The sequence below is a fragment of the Citrobacter sp. GW821-FHT07H02 genome (genome assembly GCF_059418505.1).
In genome coordinates this window covers 1-24,129 of record NZ_JBWKPZ010000025.1, presented here as the reverse complement: position 1 = coordinate 24,129, position 24,129 = coordinate 1, and the positions used below count along the sequence as shown (strand labels likewise).

Below are 24,129 nucleotides of genomic sequence, written 5' to 3'. Positions count from 1 at the left end.
TCTGACTGGTCACCTGGTGGCTGGTAGCAGTAAAAATTCTGAATATACCTGGAGGTTTTCATGGCTGTCGCTGCCAACAAACGTTCGGTAATGACGCTGTTTTCTGGTCCTACTGACATCTATAGCCATCAGGTCCGCATTGTGCTGGCTGAAAAAGGTGTTAGTTTCGAGATCGAGCACGTGGAAAAGGACAATCCACCTCAGGATCTGATTGACCTCAACCCGAATCAGAGCGTACCGACACTGGTGGATCGTGAGCTGACCCTATGGGAATCTCGCATCATTATGGAATATCTTGATGAGCGTTTCCCTCATCCGCCGCTGATGCCGGTTTACCCGGTTGCTCGCGGTGAAAGCCGCCTGTACATGCACCGTATAGAAAAAGACTGGTATACGCTGATGAACGTCATCGTAAACGGGTCTGCTTCTGAAGCTGACGTTGCACGCAAACAACTGCGTGAAGAGCTGCAGGCGATTGCGCCTGTATTTGGTCAGAAACCGTATTTCCTGAGCGATGAATTCAGCCTGGTCGATTGCTACCTGGCGCCGTTGCTGTGGCGTTTGCCGCAGTTGGGCATTGAGTTCAGCGGTGCGGGTGCGAAAGAGCTGAAAGGGTACATGACTCGCGTATTTGAGCGTGACTCTTTCCTGGCGTCGCTGACCGAACCTGAGCGTGAAATGCGCCTCGGCCGGGGTTAATCTGTATGGATTTGTCACAGCTATCCCCACGCCGTCCATACCTGCTGCGTGCATTTTATGAATGGCTGCTGGATAACCAGCTAACGCCGCACCTGGTGGTGGATGTGACGCTTCCTGGCGTGCATGTCCCCATGGAATATGCGCGTGACGGGCAAATAGTCCTGAACATTGCGCCTCGTGCGGTGGGGAACCTGGAGCTGGCGAATGACGAAGTGCGTTTCAATGCGCGCTTTGGCGGCGTACCTCGCCAGGTTTCAGTTCCGCTGGCTGCCGTACTGGCGATTTATGCACGTGAGAATGGCGCGGGTACGATGTTCGAACCTGAAGCTGCTTACGATGAAAACGTCACCAGTATCAATGATGATGACGAAACCGCGGGTGTAGAGGGCGAGACGGTCATGTCTGTTATCGATGGTGATAAGCCGGATCATGATGATGACAACCGTCCCGATGACGATCCGCCGCCACCGCCACGTGGTGGTCGACCGGCGCTCCGCGTCGTAAAATAAATCGTCTATAAAATCAAACAGGCCCCCAGGGGCCTGTTTTGTATTCTACTGTCCGCTAATAAAAAAATATGATAGTGGCAATCATATTCACCACGAATCCTACCGCCATTGGGATCGCCGTACGCTTAACGACCTCAAAGGGAGAGACGCCCGCAATGCCTGACGTCACAACAATGACGGCGGTGATCGGCGAAACCGCGCGAGCCAGCGTTGTCGCAAAATGCATCGGCATGATCATAACGACGGCGGGAATGTGAAGTCCTGCGGCGATATCCGGGATCAGACTCGCAAAAGACATAAATGGCGCGTTGCCGGAACCCATCACAATTGCGCAGGCCGCAATGACGATCGCCATGATAATCATGACGCCAATACCGCCGAGGCCGGAATGCTCAGCACCTTTGATTACTGCATCTACGGTACCGATGGTGGTTAAGCCTTTGGCAAAAATTTCACCTGCGACCACCAGCGTGACAACATTCGCAAACTGGGTGCCCATACCATCAAAGAACGCCTGAACGTCGTCCATCGTTTCCCGAAGATTGTGCGTACGAATGAATTCCACAAATATCGTGATGGTCATGCTCATCAGCATCACCACGACCAAATTGAGTTCTGACTGCATATAGCCGGTATGCGCCAGGAAGAGTGAGCCAAGCATCAGGATGAGCGGCATGACGGGTAAAAGCGCGTAATACAGCGGGGGGACATCCTCAAGAGCGCGTTGCTCCACGGGGTGCCCGCTCTCTATCGTCGCCTTTTGGTCAAATCGGCGTTGAACAAAAAAGTGGGCGATAGCGACAGCAACAATGACGCAGGTAGCGACAGGAAGCTGGTACTGAAAGAAATAGGTCGCGATTTTCATTCCGGCGACCTGTGCCGCGAAAATAGAGTTTGTTTCGAGGATCCCCCACTCAATCGACATTGATGTTGCGATGACCGCCACCGCAGAAAGACGGCTCACTCCCAGGCTGACCAACGTCGGGTAGAGCGTGACCATCAATAGCATTCCCAGCCCCGACGCGCTGGTAATAAATTGTGCCATGATCTGTCCGATCACATAGGTTGCGGCGAGAACAATATAGGGTGATTTGATAAGCTTCAGTGGCCGGCTCAGCAGACTCACCATTGCCCGACTGGCTCCCATCCGGTCCATATAACGGGCATATCCCCCCACCGCCATAATGGACAACCCTAACCCGGCCGCCCTGGTTGAGAGCATGCGCAGGATCTCATTATAAATATCAACCAACAGATAGCCGCTGCTTTTGGCCGGATCCAGTAGCGATCCCAGACCCAACCAGACGCCACATAGCATCAGGAAGATCCCCGCAGCAGCCAATACTATCTGGGGTTTATAGTTTTTGAGGATCAGATAGCCCATCGTAATTAAAACGATCACAGAAATTATTATGCCGAACATTTTCTCACTCCATGCCAGAAAGAAGATGAATCAGGTGATGATGGTGTGCTGGAGCGGATGTTATATTTTTCTTTACGGTTTTTATGGCATGGATATCTTATTTTTAAATTGAATATTTAATTATTTTGTTTAAAAACATATTGTTATGATTATTTTTCAAGAGCACATTCTTAAATTTCATTAACTTGGTCAGAGGACTCGTATCGTTAAAAAAGAGAGAATAAATAAAGAGAAAATAGAGGGAAAAATAGCGCACTGAATAATTCATGTATAATGAGAGAATGCGGGAATCATTTGTTTTCTGAATGAAAAAGTCGGAGCATTTCACCCCGCTTTCGATCCTGTGTTAGGATAACTTTTGTTGTTGTTGGTCATAATTCATCAGACTGGACGCTATGAACGCATTTGATTCGCAAGCAGAAGATTCTCCATCAACCATCGGTAACAGTTTGCGCCGCCGCCCGCTGGCACGTAAAAAACTCTCTGAAATGGTTGAAGAAGAGCTGGAGCAGATGATCCGCCGCCGTGAATTTGGCGAAGGGGAGCCGTTGCCATCCGAGCGCGAACTGATGGCATTCTTTAACGTCGGACGCCCGTCGGTACGTGAAGCGCTTGCCGCGCTCAAGCGCAAAGGTCTGGTACAAATCAACAACGGTGAACGCGCGCGCGTCTCGCGCCCCTCGGCGGACACCATCATCAGCGAACTTTCCGGCATGGCGAAAGATTTTCTCTCGCACCCTGGCGGCATTGCGCATTTTGAACAACTGCGCCTTTTCTTTGAATCGAGCCTGGTGCGTTACGCCGCTGAGCACGCCACGGACGAACAGATCGCCATGTTGAGCAAAGCCCTGGAGATCAACAGTCAGTCGCTGGATGACAATAGCCAGTTCATTCGCTCCGATGTCGATTTTCACCGTGTGCTGGCAGAGATCCCCGGCAACCCGATCTTTATGGCGATCCACGTCGCGCTACTCGACTGGCTGATCGCCGCGCGCCCGAAAGTGGCCGATGAAGCGCTGTATGAACATAATAGCGTGAGTTATCAACAGCATATCGCTATTGTCGATGCGATCCGCGCCCGCGATCCTGACGAAGCTGACCGCGCACTGCAATGTCACCTCAACAGCGTGTCTGCCACCTGGCACGCCTTCGGTAAAGCCAAAAAATCCCGCAAGTAATCCCCGTATTGCGATCGGTTTAGTGAAGTCGATCGCACAATAAGCTTTCTGTATTACGCTGTCGTAAAAGTGTTCTGGTATAACAGGTATAAAGGTACATAGTTAATCAGTTTAAACACCACTACGAGGTATTTATGGCAAGCAATTTACGTGGCGTGATGCCCGCACTCCTGACCCCTTTCGACGCGCAGCAGAAAGTTGATAAGGACAGCCTGCGCCGCCTGGTGCGATTCAACATTGAGCAGGGAATTGATGGGGTGTATGTCGGAGGTTCCACTGGGGAAGCCTTTGTGCAAAGCCTTGCCGAACGCGAAGAAGTGCTTGAAATCGTGGCCGAAGAGGGCAAAGGCAAAATCACCCTGATTGCTCATGTGGGTTGCGTCAGCACGGCGGAAAGCCAGCAGCTGGCAGCAGCGGCCAGCCGTTACGGTTTTGATGCCGTCTCTGCGGTTACGCCGTTCTACTACCCGTTCAGCTTTGAAGAACATTGCGATCACTACCGCGCGATTATCGATTCTGCCGATGGATTGCCGATGGTGGTCTACAACATTCCGGCACTGAGCGGTGTCAAACTGACACTGGATCAAATCAATACGCTGGTCACGCTGCCAGGCGTTGGTGCGCTGAAACAGACCTCGGGCGATCTCTATCAGATGGAGCAGATTCGTCGTGCACATCCGGATCTGGTGCTCTACAACGGTTACGACGAAATCTTCGCTTCCGGTCTGTTGGCGGGCGCGGATGGCGGGATCGGCAGTACCTACAACATTATGGGCTGGCGCTACATGGGGATCGTGCAGGCTCTGCAAGAAGGGAATATCGCTAAAGCACAGCAGTTGCAGCGCGAATGTAACAAGGTGATCGACCTGCTGATCAAAGTGGGCGTGTTCCGTGGCCTGAAAACCGTACTGCACTACATGGACGTTGTCTCTGTACCGTTGTGCCGCAAACCGTTTGCGCCTGTGGATGAAAAATATCTGCCAGAACTGAAAGCCCTCGCAGAGCAGTTAATGGCGGAGCAGCACTAGCCCAATGCCGGATGGCGCTTTGCTTATCCGGCCTACCAAACACGACACGTAGGCCGGATAAGGCAATGCCGTTATCCGGTACAACAACAAAAATCGTCGGGAGAGTAAAATGAGTACTAATACCCAGAGCATCCCGTGGTATCGCCATCTCAACCGGGCACAGTGGCGGGCATTTTCCGCCGCCTGGTTAGGGTATGTGCTTGATGGATTTGATTTTGTATTAATTGCGCTTGTATTGACAGATGTACAAAGTGAGTTTGGGTTGACGACGGTTCAGGCGGCAAGTCTGATCTCGGCAGCCTTTATTTCCCGTTGGTTCGGCGGGCTGATGCTTGGCGCCATGGGGGACCGTTATGGTCGCCGTCTGGCAATGGTCAGTAGCATTATCCTTTTTTCCGTCGGTACGCTGGCCTGCGGCTTTGCACCTGGTTACACCACCATGTTTATCGCGCGTCTGGTCATTGGTATGGGCATGGCAGGCGAATATGGTTCAAGCGCAACCTACGTTATTGAAAGCTGGCCTAAGCAGTTGCGTAACAAAGCCAGCGGATTTTTGATCTCCGGCTTCTCTATTGGCGCGGTTATCGCAGCCCAGGTCTACAGTCTGGTCGTACCCATCTGGGGCTGGCGCGTCCTCTTTTTTATTGGCATCGTACCGATCGTCTTTGCGCTCTGGCTGCGAAAAAATATTCCGGAAGCGGAAGACTGGAAAGAAAAACACGAAGGGCAAGCGCCGGTACGTACCATGGTCGATATTCTCTACCGGGGTGAGCATCGGGTCATTAATATCCTGATGACCATCGTGGCGGCGACCGCTCTGTGGTTCTGCTTCGCAGGTAATCTGCACAATGCCGCCATTGTGGCGGGATTAGGTCTGCTGTGTGCCGTCATCTTCATCAGCTTTATGGTGCAGAGTAGCGGTAAACGCTGGCCAACCGGCGTCACGCTCATGCTGGTGGTGCTGTTTGCGTTCCTTTACTCCTGGCCTATCCAGGCATTGCTCCCAACCTATCTCAAAACCGAGCTGTCCTATGATCCGCACACGGTAGCGAACATTCTGTTCTTTAGCGGCTTCGGCGCGGCGGTAGGCTGCTGCGTGGGCGGTTTCCTCGGCGACTGGCTGGGCACCCGCAAAGCCTACGTTTGTAGCCTGCTGGCCTCACAGTTGCTCATTATTCCGGTTTTTGCCATTGGCGGTGGAAACGTATGGGTATTGGGTCTGCTGCTGTTCTTCCAGCAGATGTTGGGCCAGGGGATCTCAGGGATCCTGCCGAAATTGATCGGCGGATATTTTGATACCGACCAGCGTGCGGCAGGTCTGGGCTTTACCTATAACGTGGGTGCTCTTGGTGGCGCGCTGGCGCCGATCCTTGGTGCATTGATTGCGCAACGCCTGGATCTGGGCACCGCGCTGGGATCGCTCTCCTTTAGCCTGACGTTTGTGGTGATCCTGCTGATTGGCCTCGATATGCCGACCCGTGTTCAGCGCTGGCTGCGTCCAGAAGCGTTACGTACGCATGACGCTATCGACGGCAAACCATTCAGCGGTGTCGTACCGTTGGGCGGTGACAAAAGCGCCTTAGTCAACACGAAAAATTGATCCGCTTGCCCGGTCGCGTACCGGGCAATCTTTGTAGGGGAAGAAGCATGTTGTTACCTGAACTACAGGGTAAAAGAAGTACAGCCATCACTCGACCGGGATCCCGTTGTCAGTGGCATCAGGAGGCGCAATGACGACATTGGCGATAGATATCGGTGGCACCAAACTGGCTGCCGCGCTGGTGGGCGACGATCTGCAGATCCGTGAACGCTGCGAACGTCCCACTCCTGCCAGCAAAACACCGGATGCGCTGCGCGAAGCCTTAAAAATGCTGATTGAGCCGCTGCAAGCTCAGGCGAAACGGGTGGCGATTGCCTCGACCGGCATTATTCATCAGGGTGTCTTGCAGTCGATTAATCCGCAAAATCTGGGCGGGCTGATGCACTTCCCACTGGTGCACACCTTAGAGGAACTGACCGGATTACCGGCGCTGGCGGTGAATGATGCTCAGGCGGCGGCCTGGGCGGAATATCATGCCATTGCGAAAGAGGTCAGCGACATGGTGTTTATCACCGTTTCAACCGGCGTCGGGGGAGGCATCGTCAGTGGCGGTCAATTACTGGCCGGAGCGGGAGGGCTTGCCGGACATCTGGGGCATACGCTGGCGGATCCGCAGGGGCCGATGTGTGGCTGCGGACGCGTTGGGTGTGTGGAAGCGATCGCCTCCGGACGCGGGATCGCGGCGGCGGCTCAGGGAGAGCTTGCCGGATGTGATGCAAAAACGATTTTTGCCCGGGCGGCTGAAGGGCATGAACAGGCAATACGGTTGGTCCAGCATTCCGCTCAGGTGCTGGCGCGGTTAATTGCCGATGTGAAAGCCACCACCGATTGCCAGCGGGTAGTCATTGGCGGCAGTGTAGGCCTGGCGCCAGGGTATCTGGCGCAGGTTCGTCACTTTCTGGCGCAGGAGCAGCCGGTGTACCACGTGGCGTTGAGTGCGGCACATTACCGGCATGACGCCGGGTTATTAGGGGCTGCGTTGATAGCTCAGGGAGGCAAATGATGATGATGGGCGAAGTGCAGTCGCTACCGACTGCGGGGCTACATCCAGTACTGGAAGAGGCGCTGACGCTGGCGTTAGCGGCTCGACCACAGGAAACAGCGCCAGGGCGTTATGAACTGCGCGGTGACGATATCTTTATGAATGTGATGCAGTTTGCCACACAGCCTCCGCAGGAGAAGAAGGCAGAGCTGCATGAAAAGTACATCGATATCCAGCTGCTGCTGGCGGGTGAGGAACGCATTCTGTTCGGCATCACCGGTTCTGCGCGTCAGTGTGAGGAGATGCACGTTGAGGAGGATTATCAGCTGTGTACTCACATCGACAATGAACACGCGTTGGTGTTGAAACCGGGCATGTTCGCGGTATTTATGCCGGGAGAGCCGCATAAGCCGGGCTGCGTTGTTGATGTTCCAGGGGACATTAAGAAGGTGGTTGTGAAGGTGAGAGCGAGTTTATTCAACGCATAAAAAAGCCGGATGGCGGCTTTCGCCTTATCCGGCCTACGGTTTTGCGTACGTTGTAGGCCGGATAAGGCGGTTACGCCGCCCTCCGGCACTGATACTTACACTTCCAGCCAGTTCATGATCCCGTCAGCGGCTTTACGGCCTTCGGCAATCGCCGTGACCACCAGATCCGAACCGCGAACGATATCGCCGCCCGCGAAGATTTTCGGGTTGCTGGTCTGGAAGGCGTTGTCGCTGCCTTCCGGCGCGATAATCCGCCCCTGAGAATCCAGCTCAACGCTGTGTTGCGCCAGCCATTCCATGCTGTGCGGACGGAAACCAAACGCCATCACCACCGCATCTGCCGGAACAACGTGCTCGGAACCGGCAACGATCTCCGCGCGACGACGCCCTTTCGCATCCGGGGCACCCATCTCAGTGCGCGCCATTTTCACGCCGCACACCTTACCGTTCGCGTTTATCTCCACGCCCAGCGGCTGCACGTTGAACTGGAACTCGACACCTTCTTCACGCGCGTTTTTCACTTCGCGTCTGGAGCCTGGCATGTTCTCTTCGTCACGACGATAGGCACAGGTGACGTGCGTCGCGCCCTGGCGAATCGAAGTGCGTACGCAGTCCATGGCGGTATCGCCACCGCCCAGCACCACGACGCGTTTGCCTTCCATGCTGACAAACGGTTCATCCGTGGTTTCGCCAAAGCCCATCATCTGCTTGGTATTGGCGATCAGGAACGGCAGGGCGTCGAATACGCCATCGGCATCTTCGTTTTCCAGACCACCGCGCATTGACTGGTACGTCCCAACGCCGAGGAAGACGGCATCGTACTCTTTCAGCAGGGCGTCGAGCTGTACGTCACGACCCACTTCAACGTTGAGTTTGAACTCAATGCCCATGCCGGTGAAAATTTCACGACGGCGGGTCATCACCTCTTTTTCCAGCTTGAACGCGGGAATACCAAAAGTCAGCAGGCCGCCGATCTCCGGATGCCTGTCAAACACCACCGCCTTTACACCGTTGCGGGTCAGCACATCGGCACAGGCCAGTCCAGCCGGACCGGCACCAATAATCGCCACGCGCTTGTCGGTCTGGCGTACGCCGGTCATATCCGGACGCCAGCCCATCTCGAAGGCTTTGTCGTTGATATAGCGTTCGATATTGCCGATGGTCACCGCGCCAAACTCATCGTTCAGCGTACAGGAACCTTCGCACAGTCGGTCCTGCGGGCAGACGCGACCGCACACTTCCGGCAGGGTGTTGGTCTGGTGAGACAACTCCGCCGCTTCAAAGATACGCCCTTCGTTCGCCAGCTTCAGCCAGTTCGGGATGTAGTTATGAACCGGACATTTCCACTCGCAGTACGGGTTGCCGCAGGAAAGACAGCGATCCGCCTGCGCTTTCGCCTGACCTTCGGAAAACGGCTCGTAGATTTCTACAAACTCGATTTTGCGGATCTTCAGCGGTTTTTTCGGCGGATCAACGCGCTGCAGGTCGATAAATTGGTATACGTTCTGACTCATCTTAACCCCTTACTGCGCCTGCACACGCAGCTCAGCTGCGCTACGACTACGGTGACCCAACAGTGCTTTCACATCGCTGGACTTCGGTTTAACCAGCGCGAATTTCGCGGAGAAAGCAGGCCAGTTTGCCAGAATCTCTTCACCACGTTGAGAACCGGTATGCTGCACATGCTCGGTGATCAACCCGCGCAGGTGTTCTTCGTGGATAGCGAGCGAGTCTACGCTCAGTACTTCCACCAGTTCCGGGTTCACACGTTTGCGGAAATCGCCGCTCTCGTCCAGCACGTAGGCGAATCCGCCCGTCATGCCGGCACCGAAGTTCACCCCGGTTTTACCGAGAATACACACAATACCGCCGGTCATGTATTCACAGCCATTGTCGCCAATGCCTTCCACGACCGTGATCGCGCCGGAATTACGTACGCCGAAACGTTCACCCGCACGGCCTGCGGCAAACAAACGTCCCCCGGTGGCGCCATACAGACAGGTGTTGCCGATAATGCTCGCCTCATGGCTGCGGAAGGCCGAACCGACCGGAGGACGCACCGCCAGCAATCCGCCTGCCATGCCTTTGCCGACATAGTCGTTGGCATCACCGGTCAGGTACAACTCCACGCCGCCCGCGTTCCAGACGCCGAAGCTCTGGCCTGCGGTACCGCTGAAGTGCGCTTTGATGGGGTCCGCCGCCAGTCCCTGATCGCCATGCGTCTGCGCAATATAGCCAGAGAGCGATGCGCCGACGGAACGGTCAGTGTTGCGAATATCAAACCAGAACGTTTTGCTCAGGCACTCGTCGACGAACGGTTTTGCCTGTTGCAACAGCTGCGCGTTCAGCACACCGTTGTCGAACGGTGGGTTGTTTTCGGTGCAGAACACGGCTTTGCCTGGATCCGGCTCGGCGGTTTCCAGCAGGCGAGACAGTTCCAGTTTCTGCTGTTTGGCGGTAAATCCTTCCAGCTCTTTTAGCAGGTCGGTACGGCCAATCAGATCCACCAGACGCGTCACGCCAAGCATCGCCATCAGCTCGCGGGTTTCGCGGGCGATGAATTCAAAGTAGTTGGTCACTTTGAACGGCAGGCCGTGGTAGTGGTTCTTACGCAGTTTTTCGTCCTGGGTTGCCACGCCCGTTGCGCAGTTGTTCAGGTGGCAAATACGCAGGTATTTACACCCCAGCGCCACCATCGGGCCGGTTCCGAAGCCGAAGCTTTCCGCGCCCAGAATTGCCGCTTTGATGATATCAACGCCGGTTTTCAGACCGCCGTCGACCTGCAAACGGATCTTGTGACGCAAACCGTTAGCCACCAGTGCCTGCTGGGTTTCCACCAGGCCCAGTTCCCACGGACAGCCCGCGTATTTCACTGACGAGAGCGGGCTCGCGCCGGTGCCGCCGTCGTAACCGGCGATGGTGATCAAATCGGCATAGGCTTTCGCCACGCCGGTGGCGATGGTGCCGACGCCCGGTTCGGAAACCAGCTTCACGGAGATCATCGCTTTTGGGTTGACCTGCTTGAGGTCGAAAATCAGCTGCGCCAAGTCCTCGATAGAGTAGATATCGTGGTGCGGCGGCGGGGAGATCAGCGTCACGCCCGGTACCGAGTAGCGCAGTTTGGCGATGTACGGGGTCACTTTATCCCCCGGCAACTGACCGCCTTCGCCCGGCTTCGCGCCCTGAGCGACTTTAATTTGAATCACGTCGGCATTCACCAGATACGCCGGGGTCACACCGAAACGACCGGAGGCCACCTGCTTGATGCGCGACACTTTATTGGTGCCGTAGCGCGCCGGATCTTCACCGCCTTCGCCGGAGTTAGAGTTGCCGCCGATGCTGTTCATCGCTTCCGCCAGCGCTTCGTGCGCTTCCGGGCTCAGTGCGCCGATAGACATCGCTGCCGTATCGAAGCGTTTGAACAGTTCAGTGGCGGGCTCGACTTCATCAATGCTCACGGCCTTTTCGCCGGGCGTGATTGCCAGCAGATCGCGCAGCGTTGTCGCCGGGCGTTCGTTGACCAGTTTCGCGTACTCCTGATAGTCGCTGTACTCGCCGCTTTGAACAGCCTGTTGCAGGGTGCGCACGACATCCGGGTTATAGGCGTGATATTCGCCGCCGTGAACATATTTCAGCAGACCGCCCTGACCCAACGGTTTGCGCGCCAGCCAGGCATGTTTGGAGAGATTCAGCAGGTCTTGCTGGAAGTCTGCAAAACCTGCGCCACTGATGCGGCTGACCACGCCCTGGAAGCACAGGCTGACCACATCATCGTGCAGACCGACGGCTTCAAACAGTTTTGAGCAGCGGTAAGAGGCGATGGTCGAGATGCCCATTTTGGACATGATCTTATACAGACCTTTGTTGATGCCGTTACGGTAGTTCAGCATCACGGTACGATAGTCTTTCGCAATCGCGTGGGTGTCGCTCAGACGGCCCAGCGTTTCATACGCGAGGTAGGGATAGATTGCCGTCGCGCCGAAGCCCAGCAGCACGGCAAAGTGGTGCGGGTCGCGCGTGCTGGCGGTTTCGACAATGATGTTAGCGTCGCAGCGAAGGTTCTGTGCGACCAGACGCGTCTGCACCGCACCGACCGCCATTGGTGCCGGAACCGGCAAACGGTTTTTGCCGATGTTACGGTCGGAGAGTACCAGCAACACGGTGCCGTTGCGTACCATTTGCTCCGCTTTGTCGCACAGCGCTTTCACCGTCTCTTCGAGCGAGGTTTCTGTCACGTCGAAGGTGATGTCCAGCGTATCCGCGCGATAATGCTCCTCTTTCATGGTGGTGAGCTGTTTGAAATCGGAGTACAGCAAAATCGGCGATTTGAAGCTCAAACGGTGCGCCTGGCCTTCCGCTTCACAAAAGACGTTCATTTCGCGACCGATGCTGGTGGCCAGCGACATCACGTGTGCTTCACGCAGCGGATCGATCGGCGGGTTGGTGACCTGCGCGAACTGCTGGCGGAAGTAGTCGTAAATGATACGCGGCTGGCTGGAGAGTACGGCAAACGGGGTGTCGTCGCCCATTGAACCCACCGCTTCCTGGCCGTTTTCACCCAACACGCGGATAACGGAATCCAGCTCTTCGGCGCTGTAGTTAAACTGTTTCTGGTAGCTGGCGAGGGTGTCGTCATCCAGCTCACGTTGACCCACCTGGTCATCGGCCAGTTCTTCAAACGGCACCAGACGGCGGACGTTTTTCTCCATCCACTCTTTATACGGGTGGCGGCTTTTCAGGTCGTCGTCAGTTTCCGCAGAGTGCAGGATGTGCCCGCTGCGGGTGTCGATAACCATCAGTTCGCCCGGACCGACACGACCTTTCTCGACCACTTCGTCAGGCTGGTAATCCCAGATCCCCACTTCAGAGGCGCAGGTGATCAGTTTATCTTTGGTGATGACGTAGCGCGCCGGGCGCAGACCGTTACGGTCAAGGTTACAGGCCGCAAAGCGACCATCAGACATTACGATGCCTGCCGGGCCGTCCCACGGCTCCATGTGCATGGAGTTAAAGTCAAAGAAGGCGCGCAGATCCGGATCCATATCCGGGTTGTTCTGCCAGGCTGGCGGCACCAGCAGGCGCATGGCGCGGATGATGTCCATCCCGCCAGCCAGCAGCAGTTCCAGCATGTTATCCAGTGAGCTGGAGTCGGAGCCAGTTTCGTTGACGAACGGGGCGGCGGACTGCAAATCCGGGATCAGCGGCGTCTGGAATTTATAGGTACGGGCGCGCGCCCACTGGCGGTTGCCGGTGATGGTGTTGATCTCACCGTTGTGCGCCAGGTAACGGAACGGCTGCGCCAGCGGCCAGCGTGGCACGGTATTAGTGGAGAAACGCTGGTGGAACAGGCAGATAGCCGATTCCAGACGCAGGTCCGCGAGGTCCAGGTAAAAGCGCGGCAGATCCGCCGGCATACACAGACCTTTATAAATGTTCACCAGGTTCGACAGACTGCAAACGTAGAAGTCTTTGTCTTCCTGCAGACGTTTTTCGATACGGCGGCGGGCGATAAACAGGCGGCGTTCCATATCACGTGGACGCCAACCCGCAGGCGCGTTAACGAAAATTTGCTCAATACGTGGCAGAGAGGAGAGGGCGATTTCACCGAGAACGCCTTCATTGGTCGGCACTTCGCGCCAGCCAACGATCGACAGGGTTTCCTGCTGGAGTTCTTCTTCGACAATTCGACGGGATGCGGCCGCCAGCTCAGGATCTTTGTTCAAAAAGATCATGCCGACGGCGTAGTTTTTGGCTAAACGCCAGCCGCGCTCTTCGGCAACAATGCGAAAAAAGCGGTCGGGTTTTTGCAGCAGCAAACCGCAGCCATCGCCGGTTTTTCCATCCGCGAGAATGGCGCCACGGTGCTGCATTCGGGCTAGCGCGTGTATAGCAGTACGCACTACCTTGTGGCTAGGTTCGCCTTCTATGTGGGCGATCAGGCCGAAACCACAGTTATCCCTCTCAAGAGATTTATCGTACAACATATCAGTGAACCTCCCCAGGCTCTGAGGGACGCCTCTCTGGACCGCTGCGCACGGGCACACCAAGAGCATGGCGACGGGGTTTGCGTGTCATACGCTTACCTCGCATTCGCCCTCTTTCATCCGTTTCGCGTAGGTCAAACAAGTTTGAGGACTTGCTGTCAGAGGGAATCTCAATTACTGCATAAATATGATGAGCACACGACTCATCCAGAAAGCTTCCAGCGGATTTCCAACTTATCGGGAATCCACACACAGGTCAAATGGCAATCTTATTTATACAAAAATGTGCTGTTGGTCGATTAATGTGTTGAATATATTGAAAATGATAGACTTTTTACATTGATTTAACGCTCGGTAAACGGAGCGGAGAGTGTGATCTGTCTCACTGTCTGGAAGGGCTGTTGACCCCAGTCTACGCTTGAATAATCGTGAGACTCAGCATTTTATGCTGGTTTATGGATAGCAGGCGTTTCATGATACTGTTTTTACGTTGAAGCCGTCAGAAGATGAAAAAAAGGGCTAAAGATAAGGAAAAGTAATCAACGCTACTTTGAATGAAATCTCATTTATTTTGATTGATTATGCAATTGATAAAAGGCCGCCGTGACGATTGATCCAGGTCATCGCCGACAAGGGCTAAAAATGGCAGGCTTTGGCCTCTTTTCAAGGCGCGGTCTATCAGATTATGCAGTTACAGAAATTAGTCAATATGTTTGGTGGGGATCTTTCACGTCGTTATGGGCAAAAGGTTCATAAACTGACGCTGCACGGCGGGTTTAGCTGCCCAAACCGTGATGGCACCATCGGACGTGGCGGATGCACCTTCTGTAATGTCGCCTCTTTTGCCGATGAAGCGCAGCAGCATCACTCCATTGCTGAGCAACTCGCGCACCAGGCGAATCTGGTGAATCGCGCCAAACGTTATCTGGCCTATTTCCAGGCTTACACCAGCACCTTTGCCGAAGTACAGGTGCTGCGCTCGATGTATCAACAGGCGGTAAGCCAGGCCAGCATTGTGGGATTGTGCGTTGGCACGCGCCCGGATTGCGTCCCCGATGCTGTGTTGGATCTGCTGTGCGAATACAAAGACCAGGGCTATGAAGTCTGGCTGGAACTGGGGCTGCAAACCGCGAACGACAAAACGCTACACCGCATCAATCGCGGTCATGATTTCGCCTGTTATCAACGCACCACCCAGCTTGCCCGTGAGCGCGGGTTAAAAGTCTGCTCGCACCTGATTGTCGGTCTGCCGGGAGAAGGGCAGAGCGAATGTCTGCAAACGCTGGAGCGTGTCATGGAAACCGGCGTCGATGGCATTAAGTTGCACCCGCTACATATTGTTAAAGGCAGCATCATGGCGAAGGCGTGGGAAGCAGGGCGCTTAAGCGGTATTGCGCTGGAGGATTACACCGGTACCGCGGGCGAGATGATCCGCCATACGCCGCCGGAGGTGATTTTCCACCGCATCTCTGCCAGCGCTCGTCGGCCAACGTTGCTTGCCCCGCTGTGGTGCGAAAACCGCTGGACCGGGATGGTGGAGCTGGATAAGTACCTGAATGAACACGGCGTACAGGGCTCGGCGCTGGGACGTAGCTGGGTGATGCCTGACAATGTGCGTTAAGATGTTGGAGGACGCAGCGCGTATGCGGGTGCGCAGGAAAACACAGGCCGAATAAGGCGCTAGCACCATCCGGCGTAAAAATGGCGTCGTTCACGTATTTTTCACACATTCTTCAACGCCTTGCTCAGAATTGAGTATTATTGTGCCAGGTTGTCGTGAAGGAACCCTCTATGAAGCAAATCCGTATGCTGGCGCAGTACTATGTCGACCTGATGATGAAATTGGGTCTGGTGCGCTTTTCGCTGTTGTTAGCGCTGGCTTTGGTCGTGCTGGCTATTGTGGTGCAGATGGCTGTCACCATGGTACTGCATGGTCAGGTTGAAAGTATCGATGTTATTCGCTCGATCTTTTTCGGCCTGCTAATCACCCCATGGGCAGTCTATTTTCTGTCAGTGGTGGTGGAGCAACTGGAAGAGTCCAGGCAACGTTTGTCGCGTCTGGTCCAAAAACTGGAAGAGATGCGCGAACGCGATCTCAAGCTCAATGTGCAGTTGAAAGACAATATTTCCCAGCTTAATCAGGAGATCGCTGACCGCGAAAAAGCAGAAGCGGAACGGCACTCGACGTTTGAGCAGCTCAAGGTGGAAATTAAAGAGCGTGAACAGACGCAAATCCAGCTTGAACAGCAATCCTCCTTCTTACGTTCCTTCCTCGACGCTTCGCCGGATCTGGTTTTTTATCGTAATGAAGATAAAGAGTTTTCTGGCTGCAACCGCGCGATGGAATTGCTGACCGGGAAGAGCGAAAAGCAACTGGTCAATTTAAGACCTATCGATGTTTACTCGCCAGAGGCAGCGGAGAAGGTGATTGAAACGGACGAGAAAGTCTTTCGCCACAATGTTTCGCTGACCTATGAGCAATGGCTGGATTATCCCGACGGGCGCAAAGCCTGCTTTGAAATTCGCAAAGTCCCTTATTATGACCGTGTGGGTAAGCGCCACGGTCTTATGGGCTTTGGCCGTGATATTACCGAACGCAAGCGCTACCAGGATGCGCTGGAGCGCGCCAGCCGTGACAAAACGACGTTTATTTCGACCATCAGCCATGAGCTACGCACTCCGCTGAACGGTATTGTCGGCTTAAGCCGCATTCTGCTCGACACTGACCTGACGAGCGAGCAGGAAAAATACCTGAAAACTATCCATGTTTCAGCGGTGACGCTGGGCAATATTTTCAACGATATTATTGATATGGATAAGATGGAGCGGCGTAAGGTTCAACTGGATAACCAGCCGGTCGATTTCACCAGCTTTATGGCGGATCTCGAGAATCTCTCTGGTCTGCAGGCCCAGCAAAAAGGGCTGCGTTTTGTCCTTGAACCGACCTTGCCATTACCGCATAAGGTGATCACTGACGGTACGCGACTGCGTCAGATCCTGTGGAATCTGATCAGCAATGCGGTGAAGTTCACCCAGCAAGGCCAGGTCACGGTGCGGGCCCGTTTTGATGAAGGGGATATGCTGCACTTTGAAGTCGAAGATTCCGGGATCGGTATCCCGCAGGACGAGCAGGATAAAATCTTCGCTATGTACTATCAGGTGAAAGACAGCCACGGTGGTAAACCGGCGACGGGCACCGGGATTGGCCTTGCCGTCTCGCGCCGCCTGGCCAAAAACATGGGCGGCGATATTACGGTTTCCAGCCAGCCGGGCCACGGCTCTGTCTTTACGCTCACCGTGCATGCGCCCGCCGTTGCGGAAGAGGTAGAGGATGCGTTTGAGGAAAACGAGTTACCGCTGCCGGCGCTTCATGTACTGCTGGTCGAAGACATTGAACTGAACGTGATTGTCGCGCGCTCGGTGCTGGAAAAGCTGGGTAACAGCGTGGATGTGGCGATGACCGGAAAAGCCGCACTGGAGATGTTTACCCCGGGTGAATACGATTTGGTGCTGCTGGATATTCAATTGCCGGACATGACCGGACTGGATATCTCCCGAGAGCTCACCCAGCGCCATGCGCGGGAAGAGCTACCGCCGCTGGTGGCATTGACCGCCAACGTGCTGAAAGACAAAAAAGAGTACCTGGATGCGGGAATGGACGACGTGCTGAGCAAGCCGTTGTCAGTTCCGGCGCTAACGGCCATGATTAAAAAATACTGGGATACCCGTGATAAAGAGGAGAGCACTGTGACACCTGAAGAAAGCAGTAAATCGCAAGCGCTGTTAGATATCCCGATGTTAGAGCAGTACATCGAACTGGTTGGGCCGAAGTTAATTACCGACGGTCTGGCGGTGTTTGAGAAGATGATGCCGGGTTATTTAAGCGTGCTGGAATCCAATTTAACGGCGCGTGACAAAAAAGGTGTTGTTGAAGAAGGCCACAAAATTAAAGGTGCGGCGGGTTCCGTTGGCCTGCGCCATCTGCAACAGCTCGGTCAGCAAATTCAATCACCGGATCTCCCTGCCTGGGAAGATAACGTGGGTGAATGGATTGAAGAGATGAAACAGGAGTGGCAGCACGACGTCGCTGTACTGAAAGCCTGGGTGGCAAACGCTGGGAAAAAATGACCCCGGCTTGACCGGGGTGCGCGAACACTGCGCCAACACCAGGGAAATCGTGGCTGCGCCGTAAGTTATAGTAATGATTTACAAGGGCGCAGCCCTGTTTTTCAGGCCGCACGCAGTTAAGATAGCAACATCTTAAATATTTTGTTACACGAAACAGCGAAATGTGTGAAGCGTAGCATTTTTATTACAATTCTTAATGCGTTTCAGTCAGATGAGAAAAGGACGATGACGATGAAAAAAATTGGTGTAGTGCTCAGTGGCTGTGGTGTCTATGACGGTTCTGAAATTCATGAAGCCGTTTTGACTTTGCTGGCGATAGCCCGTAATGACGCTCAGGCCATCTGTTTTGCACCTGACAGGCAGCAAACGGATGTGATTAATCATCTGACTGGCGAAACGATGGCGGATTCACGCAATGTTCTGATTGAAGCGGCGCGTATTACGCGGGGTGATATTCACCCGCTGGCCCAGGCCGCTGCCAGCGACCTGGATGCGCTGATTGTCCCCGGTGGTTTTGGGGCAGCGAAAAACCTGAGTAATTTCGCCAGTCAGGGCAGTGAATGCCGGGTCGACAGCGATCTGGCGGCGCTGGCGGTGGCGATGCATCAGGCGGGTAAACCACTGGGATTCATGTGCATTGCGCCCGCGATGTTACCGAAAATTTTCGATTTTCCACTGCGCGTGACCATCGGTACCGATATTGATACGGCTGAAGTACTGGAAGATATGGGCGCAGAGCATGTGCCGTGCCCGGTCGACGATATCGTGGTGGATGAAGACAACAAGATTGTCACTACGCCCGCTTATATGCTGGCGCAGGATATTGCTCAGGCGGCACTCGGTATCGAAAAACTGGTATCGCGCGTACTGGCTTTAACCGAATGAGTAAAGGGCACGGTATACCGCTGGCTATCCTAAAGCGCTTTTTCCTGCGCGCGGTTATCGTGCTGGCGGTTTTTTGGGGCGGCGGGATCGTGCTTTTCAGCGTGGTGCCCGTGCCTTTCTCGGCGGTCATGGTGGAACGGCAAATTGGCGCATGGTTGCAGGGCAACTTTGGCTACGTGGCGCATTCCGACTGGGTTAGCATGGATGAAATTTCTCCGTGGATGGGTCTGGCGGTGATTGCCGCAGAAGATCAGAAGTTCCCCGATCACTGGGGATTTGATATGGCTTCTATTGAGAAAGCGCTGGCGCACAATGAACGCAATGAGAACCGTATTCGTGGTGCTTCTACGTTATCGCAGCAGACCGCGAAAAACCTGTTCTTATGGGATGGCCGCAGTTGGGTGCGTAAAGGTCTGGAAGCCGGTTTAACATTAGGGATGGAAACGGTCTGGAGCAAGAAGCGTATTCTGACGGTCTATCTGAACATTGCGGAATTTGGGGACGGAATTTTTGGCGTGGAAGCTGCCGCACAGCATTACTTTCACAAACCCGCCAGCCGGTTAACGATGTCGGAGGCGGCGCTTCTGGCCGCAGTGCTGCCAAATCCGTTGCGGTTTAAAGCCAGTGCGCCTTCCGGTTATGTGCGTAGCCGTCAGGCGTGGATCCTGCGCCAGATGCGCCAGCTAGGCGGAGAGTCATTTATGACCCGCCACCGTCTTCATTAAACTAATGGCTGAATACGTGAATAGAACTACACACGTGTTTGCCACCATTTTTGATTAAAGGAATATATCAGAGCAAGTTTGAATTGCAGTTGTAGGGGTAAAGGACGCCCCGGTTATTCTTCTTCTTTTTTCACTCTTCCTGCTTTTTTTTCATAGCGGAAATCCATTTTATCAATCCCATACTTTTTCATCCTCAGATAGAGCTTTTTTCTTGGAATTTGGAAATAGTCGACGACGTCATTGATGCGCCCTTTATAGATATTGAGAGCATCGATAATAATCTGCCGTTCGTAGCTTTCGACGCGCTCATCCAGCGGTGTTGAATTGGCGTCCATGACCTGGAGATTGGCGGAATCTTCAAGCATGAGCACTCCGACAGCCGCCAGTTCCGCAGCGTTGACCAACTCAATGATGTTACCCGGCCAGATTCGGGTCATCAGCCGTTTCATGAACGCTTTTCCCAGTAGTGGTGGTTGGCGGTTTAATCGCTTACAGGTAAGTGCCAGGTAATGATTGAATATCGGTTCAATGTCTCCAGGGCGCTGGCTCAGTGGAAGACATTCGATATGGGTGAGGGAAAAAAGATAATAGAGTTCTGCCGTAAGTTTCTGCGCCGCAGCCAATTCAGCTAGCGGCGTCTGGCTGATGACAACGAGGCGAAACGATCTGTCTTGTGGTCTTTCTTGTTGTTGGAGAAGGTAACGCTGATTTTCCAGCGTCAGGTGCTCAATATTTTTAAGCAACAGCGTGCCACCTTCGGCTGCCTTGACCCACTCCTCCAGCAGCTGTGTGCTATTCGCACTCAGCGTCTGGTTGATTAGCGGACTGTCTCTGCGGGAACTGAACTGATGAAGATACTGGGCTGACAGAGTTCTCCCGGTACCCGGCTCACCGTAAAAACAGACAGGGAGTGCTGTTTCCGCCAGTGTTTCTAATCGTTGACGTGTTTGGCGTATCCAACTGCTGTCGCCGATTAAGTGCTGATTGAACTGAGACCTGCGCCATTTTTTCTGCTCCATATAGGCATTGCGTTCCTTCATAGCCTTCTCAATCAGCATCAGGAGCTGTTCCGGATTAACGGGTTTTTGCAAAAAGTCGTAAGCGCCTTTTTTTACTGCTTCAACGGCCATCGGTACATCGCCGTGTCCGGTAATCATCAGAATGGGCAGGCTGGTGTCGATAGTCATCAGCTTTTCCAATAACACCATACCGGAAATGTCTGGCATGCAGACGTCGCAAACCACGATACCTGGCCATTCATTCTGAAGTAGCACTAATGCTTGTGTGGGATCGTTGCAGGTGCAAACTGAATGGCCTTCGCGCTGTAAGAGTTCACTGTAGGCCTGCAGGACGTCACTATCATCATCGATCAGCAGGATAGAAGGGGTATCGTTTGACATACTTAGGGCCTCCCGAAACGTAGAATAACCAGCGCATGGCGGTCCAGTGTTGACGCAATGTCCAACTCTCCCCGGCACTGATGCATAATGGAATGACTGATAGAAAGACCTATCCCCAGACCGACGGGTTTATCGGTGGTAAAGGGCATAAGGAGCCGATCGGCCAGTTGTAGCGGCCATCCCTTTCCGTTATCGGCAACGTAAAGCGTTAGTGTGGAGGCATGAACTTCGTAGTCAATGGTAATGGACGGTGGTTCGTTTTGGCGCGCTTCCAACGCGTTAGTAAATAGGTTGACCAGCACTTGCTGAATCAGGACGTCGTCGCCGTAGACCGCAGGGAAGTCGCTTGGTTGGCTAAGGGTCGCCTTCAGCGGGCGATGCTTCAGCGCCAAAAGTTCCCATGATGATTCGATAACCTGTTGTAGGTTTATGGCTTCGCAGACAAGCTCACTATCACGGCGGCGTGCAAAATTACGTAGTCGTTTAACGATGTTGTCAATGCGCTCGACCAGTGCCCGCATGGTTTCCACGTAATTTTTCACTGAGGCAACGTCTTGTTGCGCCAGCGCACGATCGGCGCTGAAGAGATACATGGACATCGCGTTCAGCGGTTGATTGATCTCATGTGCGAGCGTTGTCATGGTTTGACCAACTACGGCCAGCTTGGCTGTTTGGATCAATTCGCTTTGTGCAGTACGCAGATGTTTTTCAGTGGCGATCCGTTCGCAGATTTCTAGTTCCAACTGGCGCTGCTGCTGGTTTATTTGCTCAATTGTTTGGCGTAGTAAGTTAGCGATTCTGCCGAGTTCATCAGTGCCGGACACGGTAATATCAGCGTTCAGTTCCCCATTGCTAAGTTTGACGACGGCGTCATTGAGTTGCCTGAATCGGCGGATCATTCTGGGACGAATATAAAAATAGTTTACCAGGATCACGAATAGCAGAGCTGTCACCATGGCACCAAAGATCAGCAACCCACTAATTTGCATTATTTTTTCTAATCTCAGGTTGAATGTTTGCAACTGCTGGTGGCTGTTCCCCAACTGCATTTCCAATTGTCCGCGTATTTGCATCAGCACACGCTCTTTTTCTCTGATGGTACTCTCTAGTGTCTGTTGAGCCTGCCGTCTGGTCGCCAAAGTCCCAGGCAGATAGTTTTGCTGTGTGCCAAGTTCCAGCAGCGAATAAACAGTCTGGTGCAGTGTGATCGTACTTGAATAAACGGACAATGCGCGAACGTTTTCATCAACGCTGTGTTTCAAATAGTTGAGGTAGTTTATGTGTTGGTTTAATGATTCATTTTCTGCGTCGTTAGTGTTAGCGATTTCTTTTAGGGTGTCGACGATTTGGGCTTCTATGTGGGAGAGCGTGAAGACCAACTGCAGTTCATCCTGCACGCCATGAAGCGATTTTTGTAGTATCTGGCTTTCGTGGCGATCTTTTTCCCGACTAAGTTGATTGAGCAGGGATGACTGTTGCCAGCTTAAGTCTTGGGTTAGCGAGTTCAACTCGGTGTTGAAATCATCATGCAACCAATTGATTCTAGATGAAATGATATCGAGTTTTTCCTTTTCCTGGTTATTGTCATATAACGCTTTATCCAGGTTGTCGAGCAGTTTGCGGCTATTGATGACCTGTTGGCTCAGTGCATTTTGGTGCTGAGGGTCCAGATGTGGGCTTATTGCCTGAATTTTTTGCAGACGTTGTTCAATCTGCATTCTGACCTGCATGCGGCTGTTGGTGTTGTTAGTCTGTTGTAGTTCATTGAACTCGTTAACGAGTGCCGTCAGGTTCTCTTCAAACAGAAATGACGCCTGAATCCGGGGAAAGTAGTCATCGAGCGCATAGCGTACCTGGGAATTCTGTTCGTGCCATGAGTAAAGGCTGACTACGCTGACGAACAGTGTCAGGATTGCGCTGAAAGCGAACGCCAGTCGTAAGCTCGTACCAATGGTGAGCAACCGCTTCATTTTAATAACTCAATTTGTGTCATCGCCTGTTGCTGCTGGTGCTGAAAAAATTGTTGCCATGCCATCATCTGCGTTTCTCGAAATCCCGACTTCTGTTCGAATTGCCATAAATAATCCGGATCGGCGGCCTGTTCAGGTGAAACAGGAACAGCTGTCAGCAAACCCCGAATTTCCGGAAGTGGATGTTTCAGCCTCTTCTCTGCTGCATACAACGCCTTCCAGGCATCCTGAAGTTGGGTAAGACGGAAGGTGATCGCGTTGTCAAACATAAGCTGTATCAGTTTCTGGCGCTGCATGATCAGCGGATAATCAAGAGAGGGTGATGAGAACAGTTGCGACTGTTGTTCTGCCTGCGGGTTATCGGACGGTAATGGGTAAACGGGGTATTTTCCCGAGTCGGAATCGCTGAGAGCCTGTTGCCCTTTTGGGCTCAGCAGAAAATCGATAAAACGTCCAGCTTCCTGTGGGTGCTTGCTGTCATAGGTTATGGCAGTGAACATTGGGGCTGCGCGAGAGGTTGGAAAATAGATGAAGTGCAAAGACGGATTGTTTAGCAACACGTTCGCGTAGTTATCGATCACCGGCCCTACATCTCCAAGCCCGTTGCTTATCTTGTTGGCGACGCCGAAACTGCGCGATGAAATGGTTGCCAGATTGCCACCAATCTTCAACAAGGTATTCCAGCCTTCTCGCCACCCTTGTTGTTGCAACAGATCTTCGATCATCAGGTGCGTGGTATCTGAGCGTGATGGGCTACTCATCAGCAACGTTCCCTGATATCGCGATTGGCTCAGCGCTGCCCAGGTGGTCGGCATTGGTTCGTTTTTTTCTTCCAGGCGATTTACGTTCATTAAAATACCATAACCGGAAATGGCGACGGCGACGGTGGTCGCCCGGATGGATTCCGGCACCAGCTTCCGGCTGGTCTCCATCGTATTGTTAAACGGCTGGAGGTGGTTTTTACTTTGCAATCGCTGCAATAACATAGGGGATGAACTCAACACCAAATCGATATTTTCGCCCAATGGATTTTCAAGCAGGCGCTCAATAGACGTGATCTTACCCGCGAATAGTGGACACGCGACTAAGTGAGTAAACTCTCAATCAGAGGTGACTCATGACAAAACCAG

At 53.5% G+C, this 24,129-nt stretch carries 17 protein-coding genes; 11 read left to right on the top strand and 6 right to left on the bottom strand.

Going from position 1 to position 24,129, the window contains the following annotated elements; all coding sequences use genetic code 11:
- The first annotated feature begins 60 nt into the window (after positions 1 to 60).
- Positions 61 to 699, top strand: a complete 639-nt coding sequence (sspA, locus tag AC07NP_RS19850; protein ID WP_203359812.1) for a stringent starvation protein SspA — start codon at positions 61 to 63, stop codon at positions 697 to 699.
- Between the two features lie 5 nt (positions 700 to 704).
- Positions 705 to 1,208: a ClpXP protease specificity-enhancing factor gene (gene sspB / locus AC07NP_RS19845; RefSeq protein WP_494661510.1), complete on the top strand. Its 504-nt coding sequence runs from the start codon at positions 705 to 707 to the stop codon at positions 1,206 to 1,208.
- 55 nt (positions 1,209 to 1,263) lie between these two features.
- Here sspB and dcuC read toward each other — a convergent pair whose 3' ends face one another.
- Positions 1,264 to 2,631: an anaerobic C4-dicarboxylate transporter DcuC gene (gene dcuC, locus AC07NP_RS19840; RefSeq protein ID WP_494661509.1), complete on the bottom strand. Its 1,368-nt coding sequence runs from the start codon at positions 2,629 to 2,631 to the stop codon at positions 1,264 to 1,266.
- 386 nt (positions 2,632 to 3,017) lie between these two features.
- Between dcuC and nanR the strand changes: the two genes are divergently transcribed.
- The 5 genes from nanR (at position 3,018) to nanQ (ending at position 7,907) form a co-directional block, all read left to right on the top strand.
- On the top strand, positions 3,018 to 3,809 hold the full coding sequence (gene nanR / locus AC07NP_RS19835) for a transcriptional regulator NanR (RefSeq protein ID WP_203361197.1): 792 nt from the start codon (positions 3,018 to 3,020) through the stop codon (positions 3,807 to 3,809).
- 134 nt (positions 3,810 to 3,943) lie between these two features.
- Positions 3,944 to 4,837: an N-acetylneuraminate lyase gene (gene nanA / locus AC07NP_RS19830; protein ID WP_494661508.1), complete on the top strand. Its 894-nt coding sequence runs from the start codon at positions 3,944 to 3,946 to the stop codon at positions 4,835 to 4,837.
- 109 nt (positions 4,838 to 4,946) lie between these two features.
- Positions 4,947 to 6,437: an MFS transporter gene (locus tag AC07NP_RS19825; RefSeq protein WP_203359816.1), complete on the top strand. Its 1,491-nt coding sequence runs from the start codon at positions 4,947 to 4,949 to the stop codon at positions 6,435 to 6,437.
- Positions 6,438 to 6,567: 130 nt separating this feature from the next.
- Positions 6,568 to 7,440, top strand: a complete 873-nt coding sequence (gene nanK, locus AC07NP_RS19820; protein ID WP_494661507.1) for an N-acetylmannosamine kinase — start codon at positions 6,568 to 6,570, stop codon at positions 7,438 to 7,440.
- Complete coding sequence (nanQ, locus tag AC07NP_RS19815; protein WP_494661525.1) at positions 7,440 to 7,907, top strand: N-acetylneuraminate anomerase; 468 nt, start codon at positions 7,440 to 7,442, stop codon at positions 7,905 to 7,907. Before nanK ends, nanQ begins: the two co-directional genes overlap by 1 nt.
- Positions 7,908 to 8,002: 95 nt before the next feature.
- On the opposite strand, the gene gltD is transcribed toward nanQ, so the two are convergent.
- Positions 8,003 to 9,421, bottom strand: a complete 1,419-nt coding sequence (gltD, locus tag AC07NP_RS19810) for a glutamate synthase subunit GltD (RefSeq protein WP_203359819.1) — start codon at positions 9,419 to 9,421, stop codon at positions 8,003 to 8,005.
- Between the two features lie 9 nt (positions 9,422 to 9,430).
- Complete coding sequence (gene gltB / locus AC07NP_RS19805; RefSeq protein ID WP_494661506.1) at positions 9,431 to 13,891, bottom strand: glutamate synthase large subunit; 4,461 nt, start codon at positions 13,889 to 13,891, stop codon at positions 9,431 to 9,433.
- Between the two features lie 685 nt (positions 13,892 to 14,576).
- Here gltB and mnmL point away from each other — a divergent pair.
- The 4 genes from mnmL (at position 14,577) to mtgA (ending at position 19,629) form a co-directional block, all read left to right on the top strand.
- Positions 14,577 to 15,512, top strand: coding sequence for a tRNA modification radical SAM protein MnmL/YtqA (gene mnmL / locus AC07NP_RS19800; RefSeq protein ID WP_494661505.1), 936 nt, complete (start codon positions 14,577 to 14,579; stop codon positions 15,510 to 15,512).
- 170 nt (positions 15,513 to 15,682) lie between these two features.
- Positions 15,683 to 18,019, top strand: a complete 2,337-nt coding sequence (gene arcB, locus AC07NP_RS19795) for an aerobic respiration two-component sensor histidine kinase ArcB (RefSeq protein WP_203359822.1) — start codon at positions 15,683 to 15,685, stop codon at positions 18,017 to 18,019.
- 231 nt (positions 18,020 to 18,250) lie between these two features.
- Positions 18,251 to 18,904 (top strand): isoprenoid biosynthesis glyoxalase ElbB, encoded by a 654-nt coding sequence (gene elbB, locus AC07NP_RS19790; protein ID WP_203359823.1) that lies wholly within the window; start codon positions 18,251 to 18,253, stop codon positions 18,902 to 18,904.
- Positions 18,901 to 19,629: a monofunctional biosynthetic peptidoglycan transglycosylase gene (gene mtgA, locus AC07NP_RS19785; protein ID WP_494661504.1), complete on the top strand. Its 729-nt coding sequence runs from the start codon at positions 18,901 to 18,903 to the stop codon at positions 19,627 to 19,629. The genes elbB and mtgA overlap by 4 nt, the downstream gene beginning before the upstream one ends.
- A gap of 113 nt (positions 19,630 to 19,742) precedes the next feature.
- Here mtgA and pgtA read toward each other — a convergent pair whose 3' ends face one another.
- From pgtA to AC07NP_RS19770, 3 genes are read right to left on the bottom strand one after another with little or no spacing between them, the layout of a single operon-like run.
- Positions 19,743 to 21,029 (bottom strand): two-component system response regulator PgtA, encoded by a 1,287-nt coding sequence (gene pgtA, locus AC07NP_RS19780; protein WP_494661503.1) that lies wholly within the window; start codon positions 21,027 to 21,029, stop codon positions 19,743 to 19,745.
- 2 nt (positions 21,030 to 21,031) lie between these two features.
- Positions 21,032 to 22,999: a two-component system sensor histidine kinase PgtB gene (gene pgtB / locus AC07NP_RS19775; RefSeq protein WP_494661502.1), complete on the bottom strand. Its 1,968-nt coding sequence runs from the start codon at positions 22,997 to 22,999 to the stop codon at positions 21,032 to 21,034.
- Positions 22,996 to 24,024 carry an ABC transporter substrate-binding protein gene (locus tag AC07NP_RS19770; protein WP_494661501.1) on the bottom strand — a complete coding sequence of 343 codons (1,029 nt, stop codon included), beginning with the start codon at positions 24,022 to 24,024 and terminating at the stop codon, positions 22,996 to 22,998. The genes pgtB and AC07NP_RS19770 overlap by 4 nt, the downstream gene beginning before the upstream one ends.
- Between the last annotated feature and the right edge of the window lie 105 nt (positions 24,025 to 24,129).

Excerpts from the sequence above, each read along its gene's own strand:
- sspA (WP_203359812.1), top strand. The coding sequence starts at position 61 with ATGGCTGTCGCTGCCAACAAACGTTCGGTAATGACGCTGTTTTCTGGT.
- sspB (WP_494661510.1), top strand. The coding sequence starts at position 705 with ATGGATTTGTCACAGCTATCCCCACGCCGTCCATACCTGCTGCGTGCA.
- dcuC (WP_494661509.1), bottom strand. The coding sequence starts at position 2,631 with ATGTTCGGCATAATAATTTCTGTGATCGTTTTAATTACGATGGGCTAT.
- nanA (WP_494661508.1), top strand. The coding sequence starts at position 3,944 with ATGGCAAGCAATTTACGTGGCGTGATGCCCGCACTCCTGACCCCTTTC.
- AC07NP_RS19825 (WP_203359816.1), top strand. The coding sequence starts at position 4,947 with ATGAGTACTAATACCCAGAGCATCCCGTGGTATCGCCATCTCAACCGG.
- nanK (WP_494661507.1), top strand. The coding sequence starts at position 6,568 with ATGACGACATTGGCGATAGATATCGGTGGCACCAAACTGGCTGCCGCG.
- nanQ (WP_494661525.1), top strand. The coding sequence starts at position 7,440 with ATGATGATGGGCGAAGTGCAGTCGCTACCGACTGCGGGGCTACATCCA.
- gltD (WP_203359819.1), bottom strand. The coding sequence starts at position 9,421 with ATGAGTCAGAACGTATACCAATTTATCGACCTGCAGCGCGTTGATCCG.
- gltB (WP_494661506.1), bottom strand. The coding sequence starts at position 13,891 with ATGTTGTACGATAAATCTCTTGAGAGGGATAACTGTGGTTTCGGCCTG.
- mnmL (WP_494661505.1), top strand. The coding sequence starts at position 14,577 with ATGCAGTTACAGAAATTAGTCAATATGTTTGGTGGGGATCTTTCACGT.
- arcB (WP_203359822.1), top strand. The coding sequence starts at position 15,683 with ATGAAGCAAATCCGTATGCTGGCGCAGTACTATGTCGACCTGATGATG.
- elbB (WP_203359823.1), top strand. The coding sequence starts at position 18,251 with ATGAAAAAAATTGGTGTAGTGCTCAGTGGCTGTGGTGTCTATGACGGT.
- mtgA (WP_494661504.1), top strand. The coding sequence starts at position 18,901 with ATGAGTAAAGGGCACGGTATACCGCTGGCTATCCTAAAGCGCTTTTTC.
- pgtA (WP_494661503.1), bottom strand. The coding sequence starts at position 21,029 with ATGTCAAACGATACCCCTTCTATCCTGCTGATCGATGATGATAGTGAC.
- pgtB (WP_494661502.1), bottom strand. The coding sequence starts at position 22,999 with ATGAAGCGGTTGCTCACCATTGGTACGAGCTTACGACTGGCGTTCGCT.